The organism is Carboxylicivirga caseinilyticus, from assembly GCF_050589785.1.
GTDB classification, from domain to species: domain Bacteria; phylum Bacteroidota; class Bacteroidia; order Bacteroidales; family Marinilabiliaceae; genus Carboxylicivirga; species Carboxylicivirga caseinilyticus.
Map to the genome: position 1 here is coordinate 74,207 of NZ_JBNGOX010000011.1, position 25,460 is coordinate 99,666.

Annotated in this window: 16 protein-coding genes; 5 read left to right on the top strand and 11 right to left on the bottom strand. The window is 35.8% G+C overall.

All coding sequences use genetic code 11. The annotated features are described in order from the left end of the window. Positions 1 to 94: 94 nt before the first annotated feature. The 6 genes from ACRD62_RS08015 to ACRD62_RS08040 all read right to left on the bottom strand — a co-directional run bounded on the left by ACRD62_RS08015 (position 95) and on the right by ACRD62_RS08040 (position 5,950). Positions 95 to 2,377: a S9 family peptidase gene (locus ACRD62_RS08015; protein ID WP_430819611.1), complete on the bottom strand. Its 2,283-nt coding sequence runs from the start codon at positions 2,375 to 2,377 to the stop codon at positions 95 to 97. 170 nt (positions 2,378 to 2,547) lie between these two features. Continuing rightward, positions 2,548 to 3,021, bottom strand: a complete 474-nt coding sequence (locus ACRD62_RS08020) for a hypothetical protein (RefSeq protein WP_430819612.1) — start codon at positions 3,019 to 3,021, stop codon at positions 2,548 to 2,550. A 164-nt stretch (positions 3,022 to 3,185) separates the two neighbouring features. Beyond that, positions 3,186 to 3,998: a DUF2971 domain-containing protein gene (locus tag ACRD62_RS08025; RefSeq protein ID WP_430819613.1), complete on the bottom strand. Its 813-nt coding sequence runs from the start codon at positions 3,996 to 3,998 to the stop codon at positions 3,186 to 3,188. Positions 3,999 to 4,021: 23 nt separating this feature from the next. Beyond that, a complete protein-coding gene (locus ACRD62_RS08030; protein ID WP_430819614.1) occupies positions 4,022 to 4,411 on the bottom strand; it encodes a hypothetical protein in 390 nt (129 codons plus the stop codon). 39 nt (positions 4,412 to 4,450) lie between these two features. After that, on the bottom strand, positions 4,451 to 5,329 hold the full coding sequence (locus ACRD62_RS08035; protein WP_430819615.1) for an exonuclease domain-containing protein: 879 nt from the start codon (positions 5,327 to 5,329) through the stop codon (positions 4,451 to 4,453). A 306-nt stretch (positions 5,330 to 5,635) separates the two neighbouring features. Next, positions 5,636 to 5,950, bottom strand: coding sequence for a hypothetical protein (locus tag ACRD62_RS08040; RefSeq protein WP_430819616.1), 315 nt, complete (start codon positions 5,948 to 5,950; stop codon positions 5,636 to 5,638). Positions 5,951 to 6,451: 501 nt separating this feature from the next. Here ACRD62_RS08040 and ACRD62_RS08045 point away from each other — a divergent pair. Next, the gene (locus ACRD62_RS08045) at positions 6,452 to 7,225 is read left to right on the top strand and encodes a class I SAM-dependent methyltransferase (RefSeq protein WP_430819617.1); all 774 of its coding nucleotides are present in this window, start codon (positions 6,452 to 6,454) and stop codon (positions 7,223 to 7,225) included. Between the two features lie 80 nt (positions 7,226 to 7,305). Here ACRD62_RS08045 and ACRD62_RS08050 read toward each other — a convergent pair whose 3' ends face one another. The 3 genes from ACRD62_RS08050 to ACRD62_RS08060 all read right to left on the bottom strand — a co-directional run bounded on the left by ACRD62_RS08050 (position 7,306) and on the right by ACRD62_RS08060 (position 9,246). Beyond that, on the bottom strand, positions 7,306 to 7,905 hold the full coding sequence (locus tag ACRD62_RS08050; RefSeq protein ID WP_430819618.1) for a MarC family protein: 600 nt from the start codon (positions 7,903 to 7,905) through the stop codon (positions 7,306 to 7,308). Between the two features lie 149 nt (positions 7,906 to 8,054). Then, on the bottom strand, positions 8,055 to 8,375 hold the full coding sequence (locus ACRD62_RS08055; protein ID WP_321406038.1) for a hypothetical protein: 321 nt from the start codon (positions 8,373 to 8,375) through the stop codon (positions 8,055 to 8,057). A gap of 94 nt (positions 8,376 to 8,469) precedes the next feature. After that, positions 8,470 to 9,246, bottom strand: coding sequence for a LytR/AlgR family response regulator transcription factor (locus ACRD62_RS08060; protein WP_430819619.1), 777 nt, complete (start codon positions 9,244 to 9,246; stop codon positions 8,470 to 8,472). 154 nt (positions 9,247 to 9,400) lie between these two features. On the opposite strand from ACRD62_RS08060, the gene ACRD62_RS08065 reads away from it, so the two are divergent. Beyond that, positions 9,401 to 9,769: a MotA/TolQ/ExbB proton channel family protein gene (locus tag ACRD62_RS08065; protein ID WP_430819620.1), complete on the top strand. Its 369-nt coding sequence runs from the start codon at positions 9,401 to 9,403 to the stop codon at positions 9,767 to 9,769. Between the two features lie 63 nt (positions 9,770 to 9,832). On the opposite strand, the gene ACRD62_RS08070 is transcribed toward ACRD62_RS08065, so the two are convergent. Then, positions 9,833 to 13,855: a hybrid sensor histidine kinase/response regulator gene (locus tag ACRD62_RS08070; protein ID WP_430819621.1), complete on the bottom strand. Its 4,023-nt coding sequence runs from the start codon at positions 13,853 to 13,855 to the stop codon at positions 9,833 to 9,835. Between the two features lie 196 nt (positions 13,856 to 14,051). Between ACRD62_RS08070 and ACRD62_RS08075 the strand changes: the two genes are divergently transcribed. From ACRD62_RS08075 to ACRD62_RS08085, 3 genes are all read left to right on the top strand, one after another. Further along, the gene (locus ACRD62_RS08075; protein WP_430819622.1) at positions 14,052 to 16,451 is read left to right on the top strand and encodes a glycoside hydrolase family 2 TIM barrel-domain containing protein; all 2,400 of its coding nucleotides are present in this window, start codon (positions 14,052 to 14,054) and stop codon (positions 16,449 to 16,451) included. A 20-nt stretch (positions 16,452 to 16,471) separates the two neighbouring features. Beyond that, positions 16,472 to 19,309, top strand: a complete 2,838-nt coding sequence (locus tag ACRD62_RS08080) for an NPCBM/NEW2 domain-containing protein (protein ID WP_430819623.1) — start codon at positions 16,472 to 16,474, stop codon at positions 19,307 to 19,309. 320 nt (positions 19,310 to 19,629) lie between these two features. After that, positions 19,630 to 23,922 (top strand): family 43 glycosylhydrolase, encoded by a 4,293-nt coding sequence (locus tag ACRD62_RS08085; RefSeq protein WP_430819624.1) that lies wholly within the window; start codon positions 19,630 to 19,632, stop codon positions 23,920 to 23,922. A gap of 57 nt (positions 23,923 to 23,979) precedes the next feature. On the opposite strand, the gene ACRD62_RS08090 is transcribed toward ACRD62_RS08085, so the two are convergent. Next, a complete protein-coding gene (locus tag ACRD62_RS08090; RefSeq protein ID WP_430819625.1) occupies positions 23,980 to 25,335 on the bottom strand; it encodes a glycoside hydrolase family 27 protein in 1,356 nt (451 codons plus the stop codon). Positions 25,336 to 25,460 lie beyond the last annotated feature (125 nt).

Here is a 25,460-nt window from a genome sequence, read left to right on the forward strand (position 1 = left end):
AAAAAGAGTACAGAATAGATAAGTTATATAAGAAAATGTCAGGTAGAAATCTGGTCCCAATAAACTGTCTGTTATTGAGACCGGATCAGAAAAGTTAATTGTCGATATCAATATCTGATTTAATCAAACTGCGGTCTAAACCTACTGTATTCATTTTTACAGGTGATTGATGCATGATTTTTTCAATAAAGTAATTGATAATACGTCTTTCTCCGTATTCACCACCCCACTCATGGCCTTTGCCGGGTAGCGTTAATAAGTCGAAATCTTTATTTGCCTTTATTAATGCATCTGCCACCTGATAGGTACTGGCAGGATCTACATTCTGATCCATTTCACCAACTATTAGAAATAAATCACCTTGTAAACGATAGGCGTTATCAACGTTTGAGCTTTCGGCATATTCAGGACCAATAGGCCATCCCATCCATTGCTCATTCCACCATATTTTATCCATACGGTTATCGTGGCAACCACAAACCGAAGCAGCCACTTTGTAAAATTCAGGGTGGAACAAAACGGCACCTGTTGAGTTCTGACCGCCGGCAGATTTTCCATAAATACCAACATTGCTGATATCCATAAATGGATAATTCTCAGCCGCAGCTTTCATCCACAGAATGCGATCGGAGAAACCGGCATCTTTCAGGTTTTTCCAGCAAACATCATGAAAAGCCTTTGAACGGTTGGATGTTCCCATTCCATCAATCATCACCACAATAAAGCCCATTTCTGCCAATGATTGGCGGCAACGGTTATAATAGGCATTAAAATCTTTTGGAACATGACTGCTATGCGGGCCGGCATAGATGTATTCAATTACCGGGTATTTTTTTGAAGGATCAAAATCGGAAGGAGTTAAAAACATACCCCAGATATCTGTTTTTCCATCTCTGCCTTTGGCTGAAAATATTTGTGGTTTCTTCCATCCATTGGCTAATAGGGGAGAAATATCAGCTTCTTCCAAAGTCATCAATTGTTCGCCTGTTGAGGCATTTCTCAAAACAGTCACTGGAGGAGTATCAACCTTCGACCAGGTGTCAACCATGTATTTGTAATCAGCTGAGAAACTTACCTTGTGGTTTCCGTCACCCTTAGTCAATAATTTTAAATTGGAGCCATCAAAATCGATGGAGTAATAATGGATTAAATAAGGATCGCCTGTTTCTTTGCCACTGGCACCAAAAATGATTGTTCTGTTTTCTGGATTAACTTTAACTACATTTCGAACTACCCAATTCCCATCCGTAATTTTATTTTTTACCTCTCCTGTTCTTCCATCAAATAAATAAAGATGATTCCATCCATCGCGTTCCGAAGCCCAGATAATTTCTTCGCCATCATTAACATCGTAACGATAACGCTTACTACTGTAATCAATAAATGTTGGCGAAGTCTCATTAATCAGAATTCTGTTTTTACCCGTTTCAGCATTCATTTCAATTACCTGATAAACCTGATGTCCTCGTTTGTTGTATTCAAATGTCAGGCTTTCACTATTCTTTCTCCAACGGATATTTTCAATTGAGTATTGATTGGGTATCATATCCATCGATGATGAAATCATCTTTTTATCTGAAATACTGAAAATACAAGGGTAAAATTGTGGCAAAGCATCTCCTGGCTTGTAATATTCGATTGAAGAATAAAACGGTTGCTTTTGTGTCGTTGGGCTCGATTCGATATAATTCACAAAATGCTTTTCAGCGGGTTGTACCAGATAAGCCATAATTTTTTTGCTGTCGGGCGACCATTGTAGGTAAGTGGAGTAATAAAGACCCAGGCCACCGTTATAGCTTAAAGCCACTTCATTTTCATCTGAAAGGTCTTTAATAAATAAGTTGTAGTCTTTAATGTAAGCCAGCCATTTACCATCTGGTGATATTACCGGAGGATTATTGGTTTGATCTACCTGGTCCATTGTCCAATTGTATGGTTCGGGTCTGGTGTACTCAACTTTCTTAATAAACTTATAGGAAGGAATGCTGTATTGCCATTTGCATCCATTGAAAACAAACTCGCAGGTTTTGATATCATCGGCTACACTAAAATTTTCAAGATTGTTGTACGAAACATCTTCCCCGCATTCTGCTGAAACCTTTTTCAATAAGGTATTAACATCAAAAATCTCTTTCTTTTTTTGTTTTGAGGCATCAACCAAATAGTACTTAACGCCTTCTTGAGTTAATACATGATACCAAAATGAATGGCCTTCTTTTAGCCAATGGGTTTCGAACGCTCCATGAAGAACCTTGTCTTTGGTTAACGATTTTAATGCTTCGTATTTTGCATATCGGTCTTTTATATCCTGTGCCTTTAAACACAAAGGAAGTGCTACAAATAGCAAAGCGATGATTAAAATATTTTTTTGATACATCAATGTGGTTTTATGATTTTCTAAAGAATCCCTGCAATACAACTAGGGGCAATATCAAAAATACATTGATTTTAGAAGAAGCACTTGTACAAATGTGTATTATTCTTGTGCAAAATTGAATAAAGGTGATAGAAATTTATAAAACTAAAAAGATACGATGTGTTATGTCACTAAGAATAAGCTTCAGTTCTTTGTAATTGTACTTCTATGCGGTTAAACTGATGCTTTTTGCCGTAGATAACTATTTTGTTGTTAGCGGTTGAAATGCGAATGTTTTCTCTTAGAAAGAAATCAAAAAATCGTGCCCAACTATTTCTTTTTACATAACTGAATTCATGGTCCGATAGATTGATTCGATTGTATTTTTGTTGAAGAAAGGAATCGATCTGTTCAAAAAGAGATTGTGAATTATTAACATCAGAAAAAGTTAGCTTCCCTTTGCGATTTGCCAGGTTATTGGAAAATGCAAATAGTAACGGAAATAATAACTGGTAAAACCAGGGAGTAGATTCATAAAGCAAAGTGGGTGTACCTTCAAATACACTAATAATAAATAGCAGAATGGTTATTGCCAGACTCATGAAAACAAACAAAAGGAAGGTATCAGTGAGAGAGATATTAAAAAGTTTTATATCTGTTTTCATGTAATAGGTTTTGTGATTACTTGAGGTTAAAATTATAGAATTGAGTGTCTAAAAGCTAAGGTTTATAACGAAATTTTGTTTTGCTATTAATCCATGGGATTTACTTACTCATATTCTGGGATTAAAAACAATAACACTTTTAGATGCTCACCAGGAGCTAATTATTAAATATTTCGATAAGATACCTTAGATATAATTATATCCGTTTCTTCATTAAGATGTAGACCTTTATACTTTGCAAAATCAGCTACAGATTTCTTTGATTTTTCAGGATCAAGACAAGGTCCAAGAACTATTTTTTTGATTGCTTCTTGCGGGAAAATATGTTCTACATATGGAATTATTAGACCGTTCGAAACCCGATGTTTTTTAGTTTGGGTACTGTGTACATTTTGACATAAGCGCCATTCTGCTTCAATTGCATATTCTTTTCTTTTAAAACCGAAGTAAAATTTATTATATATTGGGAAAATGGGTGAGCCATGATATGAAGTTTTGCCTTCATTAATTTTATAATTATTATAAACTTTATCCCAGTGCGTTTGAAGTATAGCCTTTATCTTACTTTCATCGTAGAGACAATCTATGAGGTTAACATTGGGTTTCTCTTCCGGATTAGAGCCTATGACATATTTATCGAAACCAATGGCAATTCCATTCCCATTATCACCATATGCCCTCCACATAGTCAGGCTGTCAGGGTGTTCTGAGAAAGAAAGCAAATAGGGTTCTCCCAAGGCGGAATGTATGAAATTAATTACAAGTTGGTTCATACCTTGTTTGCGTTCTTTTATGTTGTTATCTTCTTCGTATTTACGAAAACTTTCTTCCAATAATTCAACTGTATACTTCCCTTCATATGGATCATTAAAATAAGCAGCGTGGGTTGCTCTAAGACAAATATTTTTAGTTCCTTCTTTGAATATCTTTAAAAAGGTATCGACAGAGGTGTAATGATAAAGTATATTGTTATCCATAAGTAATTAGAGTTAAAAGTGAACTAGTTTTGTGGAGTAATATTTTCAAGAATAAATGATTCTTCAGATTTAAAGCTAATTCGCATCTCTAATTCAAATACAGAAAATCCAAGAAAAACAACTTTAACAATCTCTTTGTTCTTAGCTTTTCTTTTTAGGTTTTTTGTTAGGTATTTTTCCTCTGAAAAGCTTATGTTTTTAATTCTTTGGTACTTCCCTTCAAGTTCTTTTAAATCCAAAAATTCGTTTGAGGGATTAGATGATTTTGAATTGGCAATTTTATGAAAGTTCAATTCCAGACGTTTAGGATTGTCATCAGAAATATTTATTCTATCACATGTTAAATAAATGATAACACCTCTATCAAAATTGATTGTTAGCCATGCAGAAGTCCTTTTTAAGTAATGACTCATTGGATTATTTATAGCTGATTTAAATACTTAATATCACAATTAATTGGCATTAAAACCTTCGTCCTCACACATTTTTATAAAGTCTTTTTCTGTCAATATTTTTATTTGATTTCCTTTTTCAATTAAAGCTTCAACTTTTCTTTGTTTAGAGCTTTTAGTATATCCGGCAAGTTTAAATGAGTCTTGTATTCCTACAACCAGCATTGAAGTTTTTGATGTTACATTATTCGAAACATTACATCCAATACCTGCTGCAAGATTAGAAGCTTCTTTTCTAGGTAAGGATAAAGTGCCTGTAAAAACTAAATTTTCGCCATATAAAGCTCCCTCGGGATTACCTTCTTGTTTTATAGAGGAAGAATATGAAATACTTTGTGATGATATTGGTTTTTGGGTTTGTATAATCCAATCTTCTGGCGTCATATTTTTTTTAGAACATGCATGCGCTACAATACTACCGGCAGCAATTGCATCTTGAAGTGCATCATGATGTTTAAAATCGATTTCTAAAAAGTTAGCAACGTTTTTTAAACCAAATCCTTTGTATGCAAATTGTTCCCAAGTTCTTCTGACTATTTTTGCAGAATCGAGCCATTTAATGTTAATTAAAGGCAATTGATATTCTTCACAGGCTTGATTAATTGCAATTTTATCAAATGGCATATGGTGTATTATAATATGATTATTTAATCTTTCAGAGAGATAATTGTAGATTTTAGTGAATGTTGGGGCATCTTTTACATCTTCTTCTGTTATATTATGGATTGAAACATTTATTGGATCAAAATAACACTCAGGATTAATTAAGGTACTCCATCTATTTATAATTTCTCCGTCTTCAAATTCTGCAATTCCAATTTGGCATATACTTGAATAATATGTGTTAGCAGTTTCTACATCTAATGCGAAGTATTTCATAGTCTTAATTTTCATCAATGATTACAAATTTTAAAGCATCGCCATAAGCCACAACACTATCTCGTCGTTTATCGTCAGTATTGCTTCAAAAGGAAGCAACTATGCTTATTGTTAAAGTTGTATTGCTACTTTATAAAGCACTTCTGTTTTAAGATAAAGAATGGTTGCTCACAACCAATGTATTAGTGTTTTCTAAGGAAGCAATGTTGCTTTTACCAGAAGAAGTTTTGGATAAGGCTGGAGCAACATTGCTTAAGTTTAAAGCCTAATGGTTTTTGATAGTTGATATTGAAAAAAGATTAAAACTTACTTTCGGAACTTGCGCATCTTTTTAACAATCTCACTTTCTTTACCCAAAGCACCCGAAATCATGTCGGCTAGGTTGGAGGCTTCCTGGTAGGCATCCTTCAGTGTATCCTGAGCCAAGGCTGTTGCTTCTTTAGAGCGTGCAGCTGCTTCTTGTTGGGCTATTTCAGCTTTATCGCTGATGTTATTCTTTTCAATCAGAGCGTCAAGTTTACCATCAGGTGTAAAGCCGGCAGCAATCAAGTTTTCTTTTTCATGAGTGGCTAACTCAATCATTTGTTTAATAAAATCACGTTTTGAAGATTCAGTAACCATAACTAAAGGGTTTTAAAAATTAAACAAGTTAACTTTCAGAAGATTGTTTACCACTTGAATGTTAATTGCATCATCGTCAAAACGTAACACGTTATGATGAGAAAAATAGATCAATGTTGATTAATAACTGTTTTACACTGATTAATATGAATATTTAGTTGATGAATATGTGTTAAATACGTGATTTGTCAAATGGCTGTAGTATGCGGGTAAAAATGATAAACTCAATTAAAATTGTCTCAATTATTCTATTAATCATATATGAATAACAATTTAATTGTTGTTTTCTAATAGGATTTGTAGATTCTTTATACCTATCTTTGTAATGCTTAAAACGCTTTATGATATTAATTAATAAGGATCTGGTAAAGTAAATAACCCTGGTTTCAGCCATGGTTATCCCTTCGCTAAACTCCGGCAATATCTGCCAGGAGGTATTTTTATATCCATACTTTATTAAACACATAGAATTTTCTATGTTATCATAAAAATGTAAATGTCATGAGCGACAATATAAAATCCATTCGCGAATTAGATTTAGAAATTATAGTAGAATATTATTCTACAGTAAAGAGGCAGGGGCCTGGTAGCCCCGATATTACCTTAAAGGCACTTAGCTTTATTGAAGGACTCACCGAGTCATCGCAAATAGTTGATTTAGGTTGTGGTTCCGGTGGACAAACTATGGTGCTGGCACAAGATGCGCCCGGTCAGATTACCGGTATTGACCTGTTCCCTCAATTTGTTGATTTATTTAATGCTAATGCAAAAGCATTGAACCTTCAAAATAGAGTTAAAGGTGAACTGGGTTCGATGGACAATTTGCATTTTCAGGAAGAATCATTGGATCTGATCTGGTGTGAAGGTGCCATTTATAATATCGGCTTTGAAAAAGGCATGAAGTATTGGCACAGGTTTTTAAAGCCGGGAGGATACTTGGCTGTTTCTGAGGCAACATGGTTTACTGATAAAAGACCTGCTGAAATCCAGGATTTTTGGATGGATGCGTATCCGGGTATTGATACCATTTCTCATAAACTGGAACAAATGCAGAGTGCTGGTTATTTTCCAATAGCTGCCTTTATGCTTCCCGAAAAGTGTTGGATAAAGCATTTTTATGAGCCACAGATTAAGGCACATGAAGATTTTCTAAGGAAGAATGCAGGTAATAGGGCAGTCGAAGATTTTATTAAAAATCAACAGCACGAAATGGAGTTGTATTATAAGTACAAGCAATATTATGGTTATGCTTTTTTTATTGGAAAGAAGATGTAATCTTTCATAGAATGCAGTAATAAATCAAAAGAGCCGTTCCATATTGTTTGAAACGGCTCTTCTGTATTTTAAGTTCGATATTACATTTTGATTGTGCTTATATATTGCATCACTACGTTCCCAAAATTGGTCAGGAATAGTTTTACTGCCATTGCCAATAAAATAATACCAAAAAATTTCTTCAGGATGTAAATACCACCTTCGCTGAATATTCTTTCAATCAGGTTAGTTGATTTTAGTACGATGTAAACTACAATGATATTAAGAAATAATGCGATGATGATATTGATGGTTTCAAATTCAGCTCGTAATGAAAGTAGTGTTGTAAATGATCCTGCACCGGCAATAAGTGGAAATGCAATAGGTACAATGGAGGCTCCTGAAGGTGAATCGTGTTTAAAGATCTCAACACCGAAGATCATTTCAAATGCCATAATGAAAAGAACAATAGAACCGGCAATTGCAAACGAAGATATATCAACTCCAAATAAACCCAACAGGGCTTCACCAACAAATAAAAATGATATTAATATTATAAAAGCCACAGATGTTGCCTGGAATGCTTTTACCGGACCACTTTTCTTTTGCAGATTAAGAATGATTGGAATCGATCCAAAAATATCAATTACCGCAAAGAGTACTATAAAAGCTGATACAATTTCAACGAATTTAATTTCCATATTAACAGTGTTTCCGGCAAAGTTAATTTAATAATTCAAATCAATTACTGACTCAAATAGAACGAAAGAGCTATAAAGTAAATGCTACCATCTAAAACAATGTTCATTGTATTAAATGATAGCAAATTCTTGTAGTTTTTATGTCAATATTATGCAGCTGAATTAATGGAAGCCAAAACTTCAGGTGTTACGTTTTTACCTCCTGTAAAATTTGTTGCTAATGACCCTATTGTATGAATAGGTCCCCAGGGTATTCCCCACCAACCGAAAAGGAAAGTGAGAATTGAATATCCAAAAATGTATTTTGAGCTTGATTCTCCCGAGCGAATAAAATATATGTTACTTCCCCGTTTGAAGGTCATAACAATAATTGAAATACAATATTGATAAACAACAAACTTGGCTCCTTTGCTTAATTCTCGATTAATATCATTGATAGTCAATCCTTCAATATTTTTGATTTTTGCCATAGAATAAAATTTAGTATTATGATTAGTCAATGGCAAATACGACTTGTATTATATTTTGTTACGTTAATTAAGATGATAAGTATTTAAAGTGTTCCTAAAGAGGTGTTCGTCCTATCATTTCGTTACGTACTACTTTTTGATAGCTTCGTCCAATGTTTAAAGTAATATCGTCGATGGTTACCTCATTATATGCAACTGTTTTGATCCGTGTCTTATTTACAATAAAAGAGCGATGAATACGTAAGAATTGGTCGGGTAATCGTTCGGCCAGCTTACTGATTTTTTCTTTACTTATTACTTCATCTTTGGTTGTATGTACCTTAATGTAATCGGCCATGCTTTCGATATAAATGATATCATCATATGGAATTTTAACAGTCTTTCGGTTGGATGTTAACTCCAGTACGGATATTTTGTTTTTATTCTGTTCTGTTATTAGTTTATTGATCTGCTGGTCTCTTTCTTTAATCTGACGGGCCATAAGTAAAAAGGAGCCAAGAAACACTAATAAATACATAACAACAGCCAGTAAAAGTGTATCAAATGAGTTAGGAGCCAGGTTATGGAAATTAAAATTACCCAGATAAATAAATGAAAACATAATTACGATGGATTCCAGGTAAAGAGATACAACGAACATGTAAAAGGTGTAGAGACCAAATTTTAGATATTTCTTTTTTAAGTAATATTTTGGAACCAGCACATAATTGAAAAAATAAGATGTACCCAATATGATTGGAAGCAACATGCAGACGAAAAATAGGGCTGCTGTATTATTTCCCCATGAGCGTCCGAAAATGATTGTGAGAATAAATACGACGAATAACCAATACAGGATATGATAATATGGATTTGATGATTTTTTAAGCATAACTTCAGTAAAATTTGTTCTAATTTCGATAAAACTTCAGAGATTCCCAGCGTCTGTCGATAAACAGCAGCTTTAGAATCGGATTCAACCTTGGTTAATTTCTGCCTGTCCATTTTATTTGATGGTAGTATTAATCATTTAAAAATGAATGAAGATGAAAGATTTGTTTTTTATGGGAGGTCCCCTTTTTATGAGTATCCTTACCCTGTTATTAATTGGGATGATCGCATGGTTTGTTTATCATTTTATCGTGGCAAATTTCAGTGAAAAAGAAAAAGTGCTGCGTTATATGAAATATGGAAGGTCAATTGGATTGTTTGCCTTGATCACCGGAATTCTGGGACAATTAATTGGCTTTTATGATGCTTTTTCTGCTATTGAAAAAATGGGAGAGGTATCACCGGCAATGGTTTTTGGAGGAATAAAAGTATCGATGATTACTACTCTTTATGGTTTTGTAATTTATCTAATTTCTTTGCTGATCTGGTTCATATTCAGTGTTGTTGTTGAAAAGTTTAGATAGTTGTAAGAAGAAAGGCTGTCGATTTTTGTTGACAGCCTTTTCTTAATTAATTTCATGTATGATTTATTCAGCATTCTTTAAACTTCTTATGTAATCAGATGGACTGATGCCATATTCATCTTTAAAGCATTGTCTGAAATAACCTGTGCTATTTATTCCTATTCGATACATCACTTCTGAAATTGTAAACTTACCGCTTAATAACAATTGTTCAGCTACCTTCATCCTGACTTTTCGGATATATTCATTGGCAGTAAGGTCTGTAAGTGCTTTAATCTTTCGGTATAAAGTTGAATGACTCATGTTCATGTGCTGAGCAATCTGAGAAATATTCATTTCCTCATCCTCAAGATTGTCTTCTATTATCTGGTTTAATTTTTCCAGAAACTCCTGATCCAGTTTATTGGTAGCTTCTTTAAAAAGTTGTTGTTTATCTTCAAACTTATTCGAATAAGAGTCTGACAGCTTTTTTCTGGTCTCAAAAATGTTTCTTAAACGACTTTTAAGCAAATTACTACTAAAAGGCTTGGTCAGATATGAATCTGCACCGGCATCGTATCCTTCACTTTTATCTTTTAACGTATCCTTGGCAGTTAATAAAATTACCGGAATGTGGCTGGTTCGGATATCTGATTTCATCTTCTTGAGCATCTCAATTCCATCCATTACGGGCATCATGATATCACTTATTATAATGTCAGGAACCTTCTCACAAGCCAGCTCATAACCAATCAGTCCATTATTTGCAGTAATAACATGATATGTTTCAGAAAGGCTATCATAGATGTATTCGGTAATTTCCTGGTTATCATCTACAACCAGAATCACATTTTTATCTCCCAATACCTCCTCATCCTCCAATTGTTCTTCATGAGTAGATATCAGCTTCACGCCCGGATAACTATTATTGGTTAAGAACCTGACAATAAAAGTGGTTCCTTTATCAAGCTCACTTGTAACTTTAATCTCAGCCTGATGAAGCTCAACTAAATTCTTTACAAGTGCCAGGCCAATCCCGGTGCCGCTAACAGCATGTTTGGTATCTTTGGCCTGATAATATCTCTCAAAAATATTGGAAAGGTTGGCTTCTGATATTCCGTAGCCGGTATCTGAAACTTCAAATTCGGTATACTCAATATCAAAATCGTTGTATCGCCGAACCTTTAGTTCAATTTTACCTTCTGTTGTGTATTTAAAGGCATTTGAAAGTAGATTATCTAAAACCATCCTAACCACTTCGGGATCATATAACATCTCGGTTTTTTCCTCAGGCAACTGTATGTCAAAATCTATTTTTTCGTTATGATTCAGTTCTTTGTATTTTAAACCTGTTTCGTATATAAAGCTTGCAAAGTCTCCTTTAACAACAGCCAGTTCCCGTTTTTTATTTTCTGTTCGTCTAAATTCAAGTACCTGGTTAATTAGCTGAAGTAATCTGTTGGCCACTCTATGCATTGAATTAATCTTTTTTGTAAGTGATTCATTCAACGACTTATCAGCAACTAAATCTTCCAAAGGCCCCAATAATAAAGTCATTGGAGTACGCAGCTCATGGGCAATATTGGTAAAGAATCTTATCTTCTCTTCATTTAATTCATGTTCCTGATGACGAATGTTCTTTTCCAGAACCAAAGCATTCTCAACCTCAACTTTATTTTTATAAAACCTTAACACAAACCAAATTCCCAGCACAAAAATCACCAAATACAATGTTTTTGCCTGCCAGGTTAACCAAATGGGAGGATCGATGGTTATTTTCATAGCACCGAACTCATCCGTCCATTCTTTATTGTGTAAGCGTGCTTTTAGATTAAACTGATAATCTCCTGGTCGAAGGTTTCGGAATGTAACACGATTTTCGTTTTTTATAAGATACCAACTGTCATCCAAACCAACCATCTGAAACATAAAGTCAACCTTATCTGTTAACGAGAAATCTGCAACATTGAAGTTAATTCTGAAAGAATTTTCATTGTATTTTAAAGTCATTTCCTCACTAAACGGAACATCGGTAAATTCACTGAAATTTTCATTGGCTTTCGCTGGAGCTTCAAAGCTCATAACAAATGCTTTTGGGAGATTATTTGTAAATACATCAATATTATCATTAAAGAAGGTCGCTCCATGTTGTGAACCAAAATAAATAGTACCGTCTTTTTTCTTTAGTATTGAACCATTGGTAAAATCACCCATTGATATACCATCACCTAAATTAAAGTTGATAACCTGCCCTGTTTTTAAGTTATAATGGCTAATTCCGTTTAAGGTACTAAACCACATTTCACCTTCTGAATTACCCTCGACAATAGCTCTTATATCTGTTTCTGTCAATCCATCGTCTTTTCCTATACGTTTTGCAGTTTTTGTATCGTTAAAACAAAATAAATCATTCTGACTACCAACCCATACGCGATTTTTCGAGTCTATATAAAGATGATTGATATTATAAAAATCATACTCTCGCCCATAGTTATATAGAAGTTGAAAATTTGGATCGAAAACACATAATCCCCCAATCGCTGTTCCTACCCAAATATTTCCATCTTTATCTTCAACAACAGAGCGAACTATATTATCACTAATAGATGAATTCTGGACAGTGTATACAAAATACTCTTCACTAACAATGTTGTATTTTAATAATCCGCCATCAGTACTTATCCATAGGTTCTTTCTTGAATCTTCATAAAAATTATATATAGGAATATTGTTGATTTGACTAAAACATATTATCTGTTTATACTGATTATTATTTTTATTGTATTTATAGATTAATCCATTGGTTGTTCCAATCCATATATTTCCATCACTATCTTTAAAAACTGACTGTGCAGAAATATGTGAATTATTAAGTTCTGTAATTTCTTTTATTTTAGTTTTACCATCGTATATACAAATACCACCATCACCATTTGCAATCCATGTATTACTATCATTATCTTCACAAACACCTAACACTAATTGATTATTTAAGCTATTATCATTGCCAACGATTGGTAGATATTCTAATTTTTTAAAGAATGGTTCTCTACTAGAGATTAAATTGAGTCCTCCGGCAAAACCTCCAAGCCATATATTGCCATAATGATCCTGATACATTGATTGTACAGATGAACTGGAAAGTCCTTCTGACGTGGCTGAAGCTTTTAATACTTCAAAAAATATAGATTCCGGATTATCAAATTGCTTCAGATCAACAATACTAACACCGCCGCCTTCAGTACCAAACCAAAGTGTTGAGTCTTTTGTTTCCATAATACTTTGGACGAAATTATTTGAGAGTGAGCCTGCTACTCCTTTTTGATGCTGGAAATTCGTCATGGTCTGATTTACCGGGTCAAATAAAGCTAAGCCACCACGAGTACCTACCCAGATATTTCCTTTTGAATCTTTAAATATTTCAGTAACAGTGTTGTCGGGTAGTGAATTTGGATCGTTTGGATCATGTTTAAAATTAATTGCTGACTCATTTTTTATATTGATGATACTCATACCATCTGTAACGTGCCCTACATAAATACACTCATCACTTTCATACAACATGCACCAGTTATAATTTGATGCCAGACCTTTGATATTGGACTGATTGTAATGAGTAAATTCACCTGTTTCTTTATTCAAACGATCCAATCCGTATTGATAGGTTGCAAACCATAGGTTTCCTTCATTATCACTGGTTATGTACGTTATTCCGTCGGCAATTAAACTGTTTGTTTGTCCACTGTAATCGTGTGTATAATGTTTGAATTGGTGAGTTTTATAATTATATGCATCCAAACCATTTTTTTCAGTAGCTATCCATATAATGTCATCTATTTTATCAGCATAAACGAAATTCAGAACATTACTTCCGGGTGAGTTATTACCCGATTTTCGAAATACCTTGAATGAATGTCCATCAAAACGGTTGAGTCCATCTTTGGTGGTAATCCATATCATACCGTCATTATCCTGCGCAATGCTGGTTATATTATTATTTGAAAGACCATCCTTGAGGCCTAACTTTTTAATTTCATATGCACTGATTGAAGAAGTAAAAAGTGATAGAACAATAAAAAGTAAAAAGATTTTTCCCTGGATTCTCATTTTCCCACAAATTCATATTTGTACTAAAATAATTATAAATTAATTGATAATGACGCCTCATTATCTAGTTGATGAATTTCTCATTATTATTTGCCGAATAAATGAATAAACCTAGTTTGGTTTCTGATTAGTTTTGTCTTGGAGGTTTCTAATCAGTTGTAAATTCAATTTCTCAGCGTATTAAATCTGCTTTTTTATGAAAAATACTATAATCTTATTCATAATTCTTAGCTTGTTTTTACCTTCATGTGATCAATCCAATGAGATTAAACGAAAGCAGAACTTTGATGAGAACTGGTCATTTAAATTAACGAATGATAATAATGCAGCGTTTACAGATTTTAATGATACAGATTGGAGAAACCTAAACCTTCCTCATGACTGGAGTATAGAGGGTAAACCAGAACAAAAAAATCCAATGAGTGGTCCGGGTGGTTATTTCCCTGATGGAACAGGCTGGTGCCGCAAAACTTTTGATGTTCCTGCTCAATGGAAGAATAAAAAAATATCGATTTATTTCGAAGGAGTTTATATGAATGCAGAGGTGTTTATTAACGGGCATTCACTGGGAATCCATCCTTACGGATATACTTCTTTTTATCATGATCTTACACCTTACATCTTACATGGTTCCTCAAATCTTATTGCAGTAAGAGTTGATAACTCACAGCAAATTAATTGTCGTTGGTACAGTGGTTCAGGTATTTATCGGCATGTTTGGCTAAAAGTAACTGAACCTTTGCATATTGCATATTGGGGAACAACTATTACTACGCCAGAAGTTAATGATTCGATAGCCATAGTTGAAGTTAAAACATTGGTTAAAAATGAGACAGATGAAACACAAAAATTTGAGCTGGTTACTGAAATAAAAGACAATCGTTTTAAAGGAGTATGTGGAGGAACTGAATTTGTTGAAATAGAGGCAAATGAAGAGAAAGAAGTAATTCAATCATTAACGGTAAATAATCCTTCATTGTGGTCACCCGAAAGTCCAATTTTATATACATCATCAACCCAAATAACAATTAATAGAGACAGTATTGATGAGGTAGAAACACAATTTGGAATCCGAACTATAGAATATAGTGCTGATAAAGGATTCCTTTTAAATGGAGAATCAGTGGTTTTAAATGGCGGTTGTGTTCATCATGATAATGGTTCGTTGGGGGCAGCAGCCTACGATAGAGCAGAGGAAAGAAAGGTGGAGTTATTAAAGAAGGCTGGTTTTAATGCGGTTAGAACATCACATAATCCACCTTCGGAGGCATTTTTGGAAGCGTGTGATCGATTGGGATTATTAGTAATTGATGAATCGTTTGACGGATGGAGAACACAAAAAACACCTTATGATTATGCGAGTATTTTTGATGAGTGGTGGCAACGTGATATTGAATCAATGGTAAAACGCGATCGTAATCATCCATCAATTATAATGTGGAGTGTAGGTAATGAAATCATTGAGAGAACCAGTCTGGAAGCAGTGCAAACGGCAAAGATGTTGGCTGAAGAAATATATAAACTGGACCCAACCCGCCCAATGACTTCGGCAATGACATCATGGGGTGAAGGATGGGAGATTTTTGATCCATTAATGGCTGAACATGATGTTTGTGGATATAACTATATGTTGCATGAAGCCGAGAAGGATCATGAAAGAGATCCGGAGCGAATCATATTTCAATCCGAATCATATCCTAAAGATGCGTTCTGGGTTTGGGACATGTCGCAAAAACATACATATATAATTGGTGATTTTGTTTGGACAGCCATGGATTACCTTGGTGAATCAGGCATTGGTCGTTATTATTATCCAGGAGAACCAAAAGGGGAACACTGGGAGTCTGATTTATACCCATGGCATGGGGCCTATTGTGGAGATATCGATTTAACAGGTTGGAGAAAACCAATTTCTCATTATCGCAATATTCTTTGGAACGAAACAGAAAAGCTTTATCTGGCTGTAAAAGAACCGCATCCTGCCAGTGGAGAAATTAAAACCACTATGTGGGCAGTTCATCCAACCTGGGAAAGCTGGAACTGGCCTGGTTTTGAAGGAAAAAGTATTGATGTTGAGGTATATTCGAAATACGCAAGTGTAAGACTTTATCTAAATAATGAGTTAATTGGAGAGAAGTCAACCGGTGTAGAAGAGCAATTTAAAGCAACTTTCTCAGTGCCTTATTTAGCAGGAACTTTAAAGGCTGTTGGGATAGAGAATGGAATGGAGGTTGAATCTAAAGTATTGAATACTGCCGGAAAAGTTGAATCAATAAATCTGATTGCTGACAGAACATCAATTAAATCTGATGGACAGGATTTGTCCTTTATAACTGTTCAGATGGTGGATAATGATGGAGTTTTGAATCCAACTGCTGTAAATCATTTAGATTTTTCTGTAACCGGACCAGGTGAAATTATTGCTGTTGATAATGGTGATTTAAGAGATACCAATGCATATATCACACCATCCCGCAAAGCATGGAATGGCCGTGCTATGGTAGTTGTAAAAAGCAGCAAAAAAGCTGGTAAAATAAAACTTACTGTTAGTTCTGAAGGATTAGCTGATAGTAAAATAGAAATTGAATCGAAATAATAAATAATAAACATATATAGATGAAATTAAGATTGTTATCATTATTCTCAATAATGCTGTTCGTGCAGGGGATAATGGCTCAAACAGGAAATGAACTGAATTTTCATAAATGGGCGATTACTCCTCCGATGGGATGGAATAGCTGGGATTGTTTTGGTCCCTCTGTTGTTGAAAGTGAAGTAAAGGCTAATGCCGATTATATGGCAGCTAACCTAAAAGAGACAGGTTGGGAGTATATCATCGTTGATATTCGTTGGTATGTTGATAATCAAACAACCGGGCACTATAATGCTTATGGCGACTCTGATTTTGTGCTGGATGAATATGGTCGTTATATGCCATCGCCAACCCGATTTCCATCAGCAGCGAATGGTGCAGGATTTAAACCATTAGCGGACTATGTGCACAGTTTGGGGCTTAAATTCGGAATTCATATAATGCGCGGAGTTCCTAAAGAAGCTGTATTCAATAGTATGCCAATTAAAGGAAGTACCTATAAAGCTTCAGATATTTATTCAACTGCTTATGAGTGTACCTGGTTACAGGATAATTATACCGTTGAGTCGACAAGAGCCGGAGCTCAGGATTATTATAATTCAATCTTTGATTTATATGCCGAATGGGGTGTTGATTATGTAAAAGTAGATGACCTTTCCCGACCCTATCATACAAACGAGATTCAGATGATCAGAAATGCGATAGATCAGTCTGGTCGTCCAATGGTATTAAGTATGTCTCCAGGGGCAACACCACTTACTGAACACGATCATGCCAGAACTCATGCTAATCTGTGGCGCACTATTGATGATTTCTGGGATAACTGGGCTCAATTAAATTATTCATTTGGAATATGTGCTGACTGGGCACCTTATATCACTCCGGGTGCATATCCTGATGCAGACATGCTTCCGTTAGGTAAATTTATTCGTGGCGAAAGAGCAACAAATCGTTATACCTACTTCACCGAAGACGAACAATATACCCTGATGAGTTTGTGGGCCTTGTTTAAATCACCTTTAATGTTTGGAGGTAATTTGCCTGATAACGATGCTTTCACTTTGGACCTGATAACCAATGAAGAGGTTCTTTATATCAATCAGCATTCGGTTGCCAATCAGGAATTATCAAATGAAGGAGATATGATTACCTGGACAGCTGAAGATCCTGCTAATGGAGATAAGTTCGTTGGATTATTCAATAACGGTGGAGATGGCTTTGTAAAAACACAGAATCTGTTATACCGAAGTGGCACAGTATCGCGCTTGACAGATGGTTATGGAGTAAATATAGATATTGAAATTCCTGAAGGTTCTGACCAGTTGTTTTTGATTGTTAATGATGGAGGTGACGGTTACAGCTGTGACCATGCCGACTGGATTGATCCGATTGTTGAATTAGCCGATGGCAGTATTGTTCAGTTAACAGATCTGGACTGGGAATATGCCACATCAGGATGGGCTTCTGTACTTAAAAACAAGAGTGTTTCAGGTGGAACTTTAAATATTAAAGGAACAACATATGAAACTGGTCTTGGGACACATGCTCAATCAATAATTTTATTTGAAATACCAGAAAACACAGTACGTTTTCAGGCGTTTGCCGGATTGGATATTGGAGGAACCAGTCAGACAGGAGGAGCAACTGTTGAATTTATGATTGCCAATCAAGATCCAACTCCCCGCAATGTAGAAGTAAATAATGCCATTGCCAATACCGGACGTATCAGTCGAACTCTTTTCCCTGAGGGAAAAAATATTGAAGCTGATATTACCGATGCCACCAAATTATATTTAGTAGTAACCGATGCCGGTGATAATTTTAATTACGACCATGCCGACTGGATTAATCCTGCTATTTATAAAGATAATGGTGATTCAACCTTACTTACCAATATGAGTTGGGTGAGTGCAACAAGTGGATGGGCTTCTGTTGTGAAAAATAAGAGTCTGGATGGAAATCCACTTAAAGTAAATGGAGTTACCTATGCAAATGGCTTTGGTGTTAATGCATATTCAATTATCGAATTTGACCTGCCGGAAGGTTATACATCCTTTAAAGCTTTTTGTGGAATAGACGATGAAGTTCTATCTGCACCTAATGGTGTAACTGTTGAGTTTATGGTCTTTACTCAGGATCCTTCAGTATTGGCTTCTTTATCAATTCCACTTAACCTTACAGAATTAGGCTATTCAGGTCCTTGTACAATCAGAGATGTTTGGAGTAAATCTGATTTGGGTACTTTTTCAGGATCTGAATTTGTGCCTGAAATCAATACGCATGGAGTAGGATTGTATCGGGTATCTGCCTTGAATAGATCAGCTGATGTTAGTGTTGGATTAATGGCATCGCAGAGTGAATTACAAAAAGGAAGTTCAGTAACATTTTCGGTTTCGGTATCAAATACTGGCGAAACAAGTGAAGTGCCAACGGGTTGGGTTCAGATTTATCAGGGTGATTCCATTGCTGCCTGCATTGAATTGACAGAGAACGGAACCATCCAGTTTTCAACTTCTGATCTGGAACCTGGTGTTTATACTTTTCGTGCCAGTTACAGTGGAGATACTGTTTACGAAACAGCAATTTCCAACCAGATAACGGTAACAGTTATTGATAGCTCAACGGCTATTAATGAAAATGAAAGTCCTGACCAGAAATTATGGGTAAGTAGACAAAACGAAAGCAGTTTTCTAAATGGTATCTCTGTTGGTGATTCGGTTTCTGTTTTTAATATAAAAGGTGAAAAAGTTTGGGAGTATATAGCTGAAACTACCAGCCAGTTATTAAATCTAAAATCTGGGTATTATATTATTAGAGTTATATCAGATTTTGGGATTTATGTGATTAAAGCCGTTATATAAAATTTTAGATTCGTTTTTTTAGAAAGGTTGTGCTAAATATTATAGGCAACCTTTCTTCTCTTAAATTATTCATTATTATGAAGGCTTTTTACTAATTGAGACATTCTCAACCAGTAAAGAAGAATAGAACCGGAAATTTGATAAGTTTCAAATTACTAATTGCCGAATAATTGAAAAAGCAAACATTAATTTCTGTTTAGTTTTGATGTGTAATTTTAACAATTGGTAGAATCAAAATATAGTGTAGGTGATTTCATTTGATGGTTACAAACTTTGTCTAAGAAAGTATTTAAATAGATAACAACTATAATAAAAATAAGATGAACCGTAGAGGGGCAATAAAAAACAACTCAATTATTCTCACAATCCTTTTATGGAGTGTGGGAGCGTCGATGTTATTTAACTTGCATGGACAAAACCTGAAAGTACATTATGGCTTATCAGGTGATTCACAGGGTAGCACAAGTGTTATTGATGAATCAGGAAATGGTTATGCAGCTGCATTAACCAATGGAGCTACAATTTCAACTTATGACGGTCAGTCTGTAATTGATCTTGGAACATCAAATGGATATGTGGATCTGGGCTCATCTTTTGGCACGGCTGTGGCTTCATTAGCTGATTACAGTGTAATGACCAAAGTGTTTATTCCTACTACATCAAGTATTACCGGTAATGGTAATTTTGTATGGACATTTGCTAATTCTAATGATATAGCCAATGATGCTAAAGGATGTCTTTTTTTTAGTGCAAAAAATACCCGTTATGCCATTTCTCCAACAAATTGGAGTAGTGAATCGGGCATAAGTAATTCATCAGCTATGACTAAAGGTAGCTGGCAAACACTTATTTATGTTCAACGTAATGGCGTTGGTAAAATTTACATCAACGGTCAGATGATCGTCAGTGGCGACATTACCATGACACCATCAGAATTGGGGGCAACATCATATAATTACCTTGGTCGTTCGTGCTACAGTGGTGATGCATACCTAAGCAATGCTAAAATTGCTGACTTCAGAGTGTATGATGGTCCGTTAAGTACCGATCAGGTTGAGGAATTATCAGGAATTTCAAGTGAATATTACCCTACAACTGTGCTTGCTAAATTTGATTTTGCAACAGCTCAGGATGTTGATGGTAATTATACAGGTACCCTAAACAACGGAGCAGAAATTATAAGTTATGGAGATGGCTCTGTATTAAGCTTGGGTAGCAATGATGGTTATTTTAATTTGAGTTCAGGATTTGGTGCACAGGTTGCAACATTGGATAGCTTCAGTATATCAACTAATATATTAATTCCATCAACCACTGATGTATCTGGAAACGGAAACTTCGTTTGGTGTTTCGCTAACTCAGATAATATGGCTTCTGCAGCTAACGGTAACCTGTTCTTCAGAGCAGCTCAAACACGTTATGCCATTACAGAAACATATTGGACTTCGGAGTCGACAGTGTCCGCTGGCGAGCAACTACTCAAAGGAGAATGGATTAATCTTACCTATACTCAACGCAACGGAAATGGAAGAATCTATGTTAACGGAGATTTGGTTGCAGAAGGAACCATTACTGTTGATCCAAAAGATTTGGGAGCCACAGCATATAATTTCCTTGGACGTTCATGCTACTCGAGCGATGCATATCTGGAAGCTGCTTGTTACGATGACTTTACATTATATCAGGGAGTGTTAAAAGAATCTGATATCTGGACAATATGCGAAAGTCTGACTCCATTGAATGATGTTAATGACTTAATTACTTTAAATGCAGCTATTGAAAGTTTAACAATTGCTGATGCAGATCAGGTGAGGTCAAGCCTTCTTCTGCCAACAACAGCAGGCAATGGCGTTTCTGTAAGCTGGACGTCGGGCAATACAAATGTGATTAGTAATACAGGAGTTGTGAGTCGTCCTGCCGTTGGCTCTGATCCTGTTGTAGTGGTTATGACTGCTACTCTTACTTTCAACAATGTATCCGGAACAAAAGAAATTGAAGTTACTGTATTACCACAATACAGCGATGAAACCAGTGTAAGTTTAGATCTTGAAAATCTAACCATTACAGGAAATATCAACAATATTAAGTCATCTATTGGTTTACCAATAAAGACAGATGAAGGTTCGATGGTTGTCTGGTCATCAGATTCTCCGGAATATCTTGATAATGTTGGAAAAGTTGTACAACTTTCGCCTACAGGTAATGGAAAGAAGAAAGTGATTCTTACTGCGACTGTTATCAAAGGAGAAGAATCAGCAACTAAAACATTTGAGGTTTGGGTAGCTGAAAAAGAAGATCGTGCTGCTTATCTGTTCTCTTATTTTACAGGAAATGATAAAGATGGCGAGCAAATCCGTTTTGCCGTTAGTAATAATGGATTTGATTATACTCCGCTGAATAACGGACAAAGAATAATAAGTTCCGATACAATATCTCTGAAAGGTGGTGTGAGGGATCCGCATATTTTAAGAGGTGAAGATGGCTATTTCTATATGGTAGTAACCGATATGAAGTCTGCTGAAGGATGGAGCAGTAATCGTGGAATGGTTCTTTTAAGATCAAACGACCTGGTTAACTGGACACATTCAACTGTTCACTTCCCAGACAGATGGCCTGATATCTGGGCCAATGTTTTGCGTGTTTGGGCACCGCAAACAATTTACGATCCTGCAGTTGGTAAATACATGGTTTACTTCTCTCTTTATACAGGAGATGCAACAGCTCCTTATGACCGTGTTTACTATTGCTATGCAAATGAAGATTTTACTGATCTGGAAGGTGAACCACAAATCTTGTTCGACCGTGGAACCGCTACCATTGATGGCGACATCGTATTTAACGATGCTGACAATCTGTATTATATGTTCTTTAAGAATGAGTCATTGGGTGGAATCAGCCAGGTTACATCACCAACTTTAACACAGGCTGATGGTGAAGCACCAAGTTCGCAGTGGAGCGATCCAACACCTCCTAAGCAGCAAACTACCCTGGCTGTTGAAGGTTCAGGAGTATTTCAGTTGATTAATTCAGATGACTGGGTTTTGATGTACGATTGTTATACCAGTGGACATTATCAGTACTGTATATCTCCAGATCTGCAAAATTTCACCTATGTTCAGGATAACTACAGTATCAATGCGCGCCATGGAACAACGATCTCTCTTTCACAGGAAGAACTCGAACGAATTATTGCAAAATGGCCAAGTACTGCCCTGACGAATGAACCTGAAGGTGCTCGTAATATCAACATCAGAAACAACGGATGTGACATTAACACTACTGATAAAGTAATTAACATTGCTGTCAATTATGGTTCAGATATCAGTAGTTTCGATCCTGAATTATACGCTTCGCCAGGTTCGGTAATTAGTCCAACCGGAGTGCAGGATTTTACCAATGGAGCCATAACCTATTCGTTCACTCAAAGTGGAAGTACGGTGACTTATCAGGTGAATGTAGCAGTTGAGGGCAATCCTGTATTACCCGATTTTCATGCTGATCCGGATGTGTTATATTCTGAAAAAACAGGACGTTTTTATATCTACCCAACAACTGATGGTTATGCCGGATGGGGTGGATATAGTTTTGATGTATTCTCTTCACCTGATTTGGTTCATTGGACCAATGAAGGTACGATACTTGATTTAAGTACAGACCAGGTATCATGGGCTACAGGTAATGCGTGGGCTCCTTGTATCGAAGAGAAAAAGATGGCCGATGGCTCTTATAAATATTACTTCTACTTCAGTGGTAATGCAGGTGATAAAAAAGAAATTGGTGTGGCTGTAGCCAACGATCCTACTGGTCCGTTTATCGATTCTGGTGAGCCAATGATTTCGCAACTACCTGATGGTGTTGGAGGTCAGTTAATCGATAGTGATGTTTTCACCGATCCTGTATCTGGTAAAAGCTATTTTTACTATGGTAATGGATTTATGGCAGTTGCAGAGTTAAATGAAGATATGATCTCGATTAATGAAAGTACTGTTACGGTAATTACTCCTCAAGGAGGTTCATTAAGCGATTATGCCTTCCGCGAAGCAGGATATGTATTCTATCGTAATGGACTTTACTATTTCCTTTGGTCGGTTGATGATACAGGTTCGCCAAACTATCACGTGGCTTATGGTACTTCTACCTCTCCAATGGGCCCCATTAATGTAGCAGAGGAACCAATCGTAATTATTCAGGATGCTGATAATGAATTGTATGGTACAGCGCACAACTCAATACTTCAGATACCAGGAACTGACGAATGGTATATTGTATATCATCGAATCAATGCGAATTATCTGAATAATGATCCGGGTGTACACCGTGAAGTATGTATTGATAAGATGGAATTCAATGAGGATGGAACCATTAAACAAGTTGTGCCAACTCGTGCTGGAATTGAACCGGTAATCCTCGATCATACTATTTCAACAGGAATTACAGATGTAATAAAAGCAGGAAAAAGAAAGGCTAATGGCAAAGTAGTATCCGAGGAAATGTATGATCTAACTGGTAAAAAGGTTAGCAAAAAAAAAAATCAAAAAAAAGGAATCTACATCGTTAAAGAAACATTCGAAAACGGAGTAGTTATAACACACAAAAACTTCATAGTAGAATAAAACAAGAAAAAGCGGTTCCGGGGAGGAGCCGCTTTTTTAATATCAATTGTATTTTTATTATTCAATGATGTAAAGAACTGAAGCATGAGGAGCCAGAACTTGACTAAACGTTTCAGCTTCTATTTGTCCAACTACTTCTCCAGTCCATAAGTTGGTAAGTTTTACTTTTCCTGAAAGTCCCAGATCAGCAAACTTCACTTCTACTTCCTGTTCAGAATTATCTGATAAATTAAATAATGCCAGGTAAGTAGAACCTTCGGCTTCGTTTTTAGAGGTTATAGCAGCCTTGTCATCTTTTAAATATAACTGACGAACTTGAGAACTCTGAGCGTGCATTTTCAAGACTTCTTTATTGGTAAGAAGCGATAATGTGAAATCATCGTTACTTGGAAGATCGCCACCAAACATAAGAGGAGAACGGAAAATAGTAAAGAAAGTCATTAAAGTGTATTGCTCGTCTGGTGTCAGGTTAGTCATACGGTCATCACCCACTTCACCTCTGATTGATAATCTACCCAGTGGAATCATATCACAATCAGGCCATGTTCCTGGCTTAACATATTGATACCAGTCTTGTGATACTTCCATTAAATGCTGGATGTGCCACCAGCTATCCCAAACATCATTCACCATTCGCCACATATTTGCATTCTCGCTAACATGAGCTGCAGCGTCTTCAGGTGTTTCTCCCGGAGATGTACTTAACACAATCTGACGACCGCAATTATCAATAGCCTTTCTGATTAAATCTATCTCATCGGCATGGTAAATAGGAGCAGAAAGGTCATCAATCTTGATGAAATCAACTCCCCAGTCAGCATATAATTCAAAAATTGAATTGTAATATTCCTGTGCACCCGGTTTATCAGCAACAATTGTATAATTGTCTTTAAGCCATTTGCACTGATTTTCGGTGGTGTAGATTTGGTCTGCAGTAATGCCGTCGGTTCCTTTAATAGGTAATTTTTGATCTACTGCCATTTTTGGAATCCCACGCATAATGTGAATCCCAAATTTCAAACCTTTACCATGGATGTAATCACCCAAAGCCTTAAAGCCACTGCCGTCGGCTGCAGATGGGAAACGGTTAACTGCAGGCATGTATCTGCCGTATTCATCCATTACATAAACTGGATCGGTTTGATTGTAGCCGTGAGACTTGGTATTTTCAACAAACCATCTGATATCAACCACTACATATTCCCAGCCGTAATCTTTTAGGTTTTCGGCCATGTAATCAGCATTGGCTTTTATCTCGTGTTCCTTTACTGTAGGACCATAGCAGTCCCAACTATTCCATCCCATTGGTAGTGTTTGTGCCCATTGTTTAAAATCGACAACTTCTGCTTTTTTCTTTGGAGTATTACATGCAGCAAGAAGTGCTACAAAAGCCATCGAAAAAACAAATTTCATAGATCTCTGATTCATGAATTACTTTTTTTTGTTTAGTGATATTTTATGCAAAGATATTATGATATTGTAGTTGATGCCTGCAGATTTTCGTCACATTAATGTAATAAAATGTGCAATTAGAGTTA

Bases quoted from the DNA above. Each gene is read 5' to 3' on its own strand.
- ACRD62_RS08090 (WP_430819625.1), bottom strand. From the start codon at position 25,335: ATGAAATTTGTTTTTTCGATGGCTTTTGTAGCACTTCTTGCTGCATGT.
- ACRD62_RS08065 (WP_430819620.1), top strand. From the start codon at position 9,401: ATGAAAGATTTGTTTTTTATGGGAGGTCCCCTTTTTATGAGTATCCTT.
- ACRD62_RS08070 (WP_430819621.1), bottom strand. From the start codon at position 13,855: ATGAGAATCCAGGGAAAAATCTTTTTACTTTTTATTGTTCTATCACTT.
- ACRD62_RS08075 (WP_430819622.1), top strand. From the start codon at position 14,052: ATGAAAAATACTATAATCTTATTCATAATTCTTAGCTTGTTTTTACCT.
- ACRD62_RS08040 (WP_430819616.1), bottom strand. From the start codon at position 5,950: ATGGTTACTGAATCTTCAAAACGTGATTTTATTAAACAAATGATTGAG.
- ACRD62_RS08045 (WP_430819617.1), top strand. From the start codon at position 6,452: ATGAGCGACAATATAAAATCCATTCGCGAATTAGATTTAGAAATTATA.
- ACRD62_RS08080 (WP_430819623.1), top strand. From the start codon at position 16,472: ATGAAATTAAGATTGTTATCATTATTCTCAATAATGCTGTTCGTGCAG.
- ACRD62_RS08055 (WP_321406038.1), bottom strand. From the start codon at position 8,375: ATGGCAAAAATCAAAAATATTGAAGGATTGACTATCAATGATATTAAT.
- ACRD62_RS08030 (WP_430819614.1), bottom strand. From the start codon at position 4,411: ATGAGTCATTACTTAAAAAGGACTTCTGCATGGCTAACAATCAATTTT.
- ACRD62_RS08015 (WP_430819611.1), bottom strand. From the start codon at position 2,377: ATGTATCAAAAAAATATTTTAATCATCGCTTTGCTATTTGTAGCACTT.
- ACRD62_RS08060 (WP_430819619.1), bottom strand. From the start codon at position 9,246: ATGCTTAAAAAATCATCAAATCCATATTATCATATCCTGTATTGGTTA.
- ACRD62_RS08025 (WP_430819613.1), bottom strand. From the start codon at position 3,998: ATGGATAACAATATACTTTATCATTACACCTCTGTCGATACCTTTTTA.
- ACRD62_RS08035 (WP_430819615.1), bottom strand. From the start codon at position 5,329: ATGAAATACTTCGCATTAGATGTAGAAACTGCTAACACATATTATTCA.
- ACRD62_RS08085 (WP_430819624.1), top strand. From the start codon at position 19,630: ATGAACCGTAGAGGGGCAATAAAAAACAACTCAATTATTCTCACAATC.
- ACRD62_RS08020 (WP_430819612.1), bottom strand. From the start codon at position 3,021: ATGAAAACAGATATAAAACTTTTTAATATCTCTCTCACTGATACCTTC.
- ACRD62_RS08050 (WP_430819618.1), bottom strand. From the start codon at position 7,905: ATGGAAATTAAATTCGTTGAAATTGTATCAGCTTTTATAGTACTCTTT.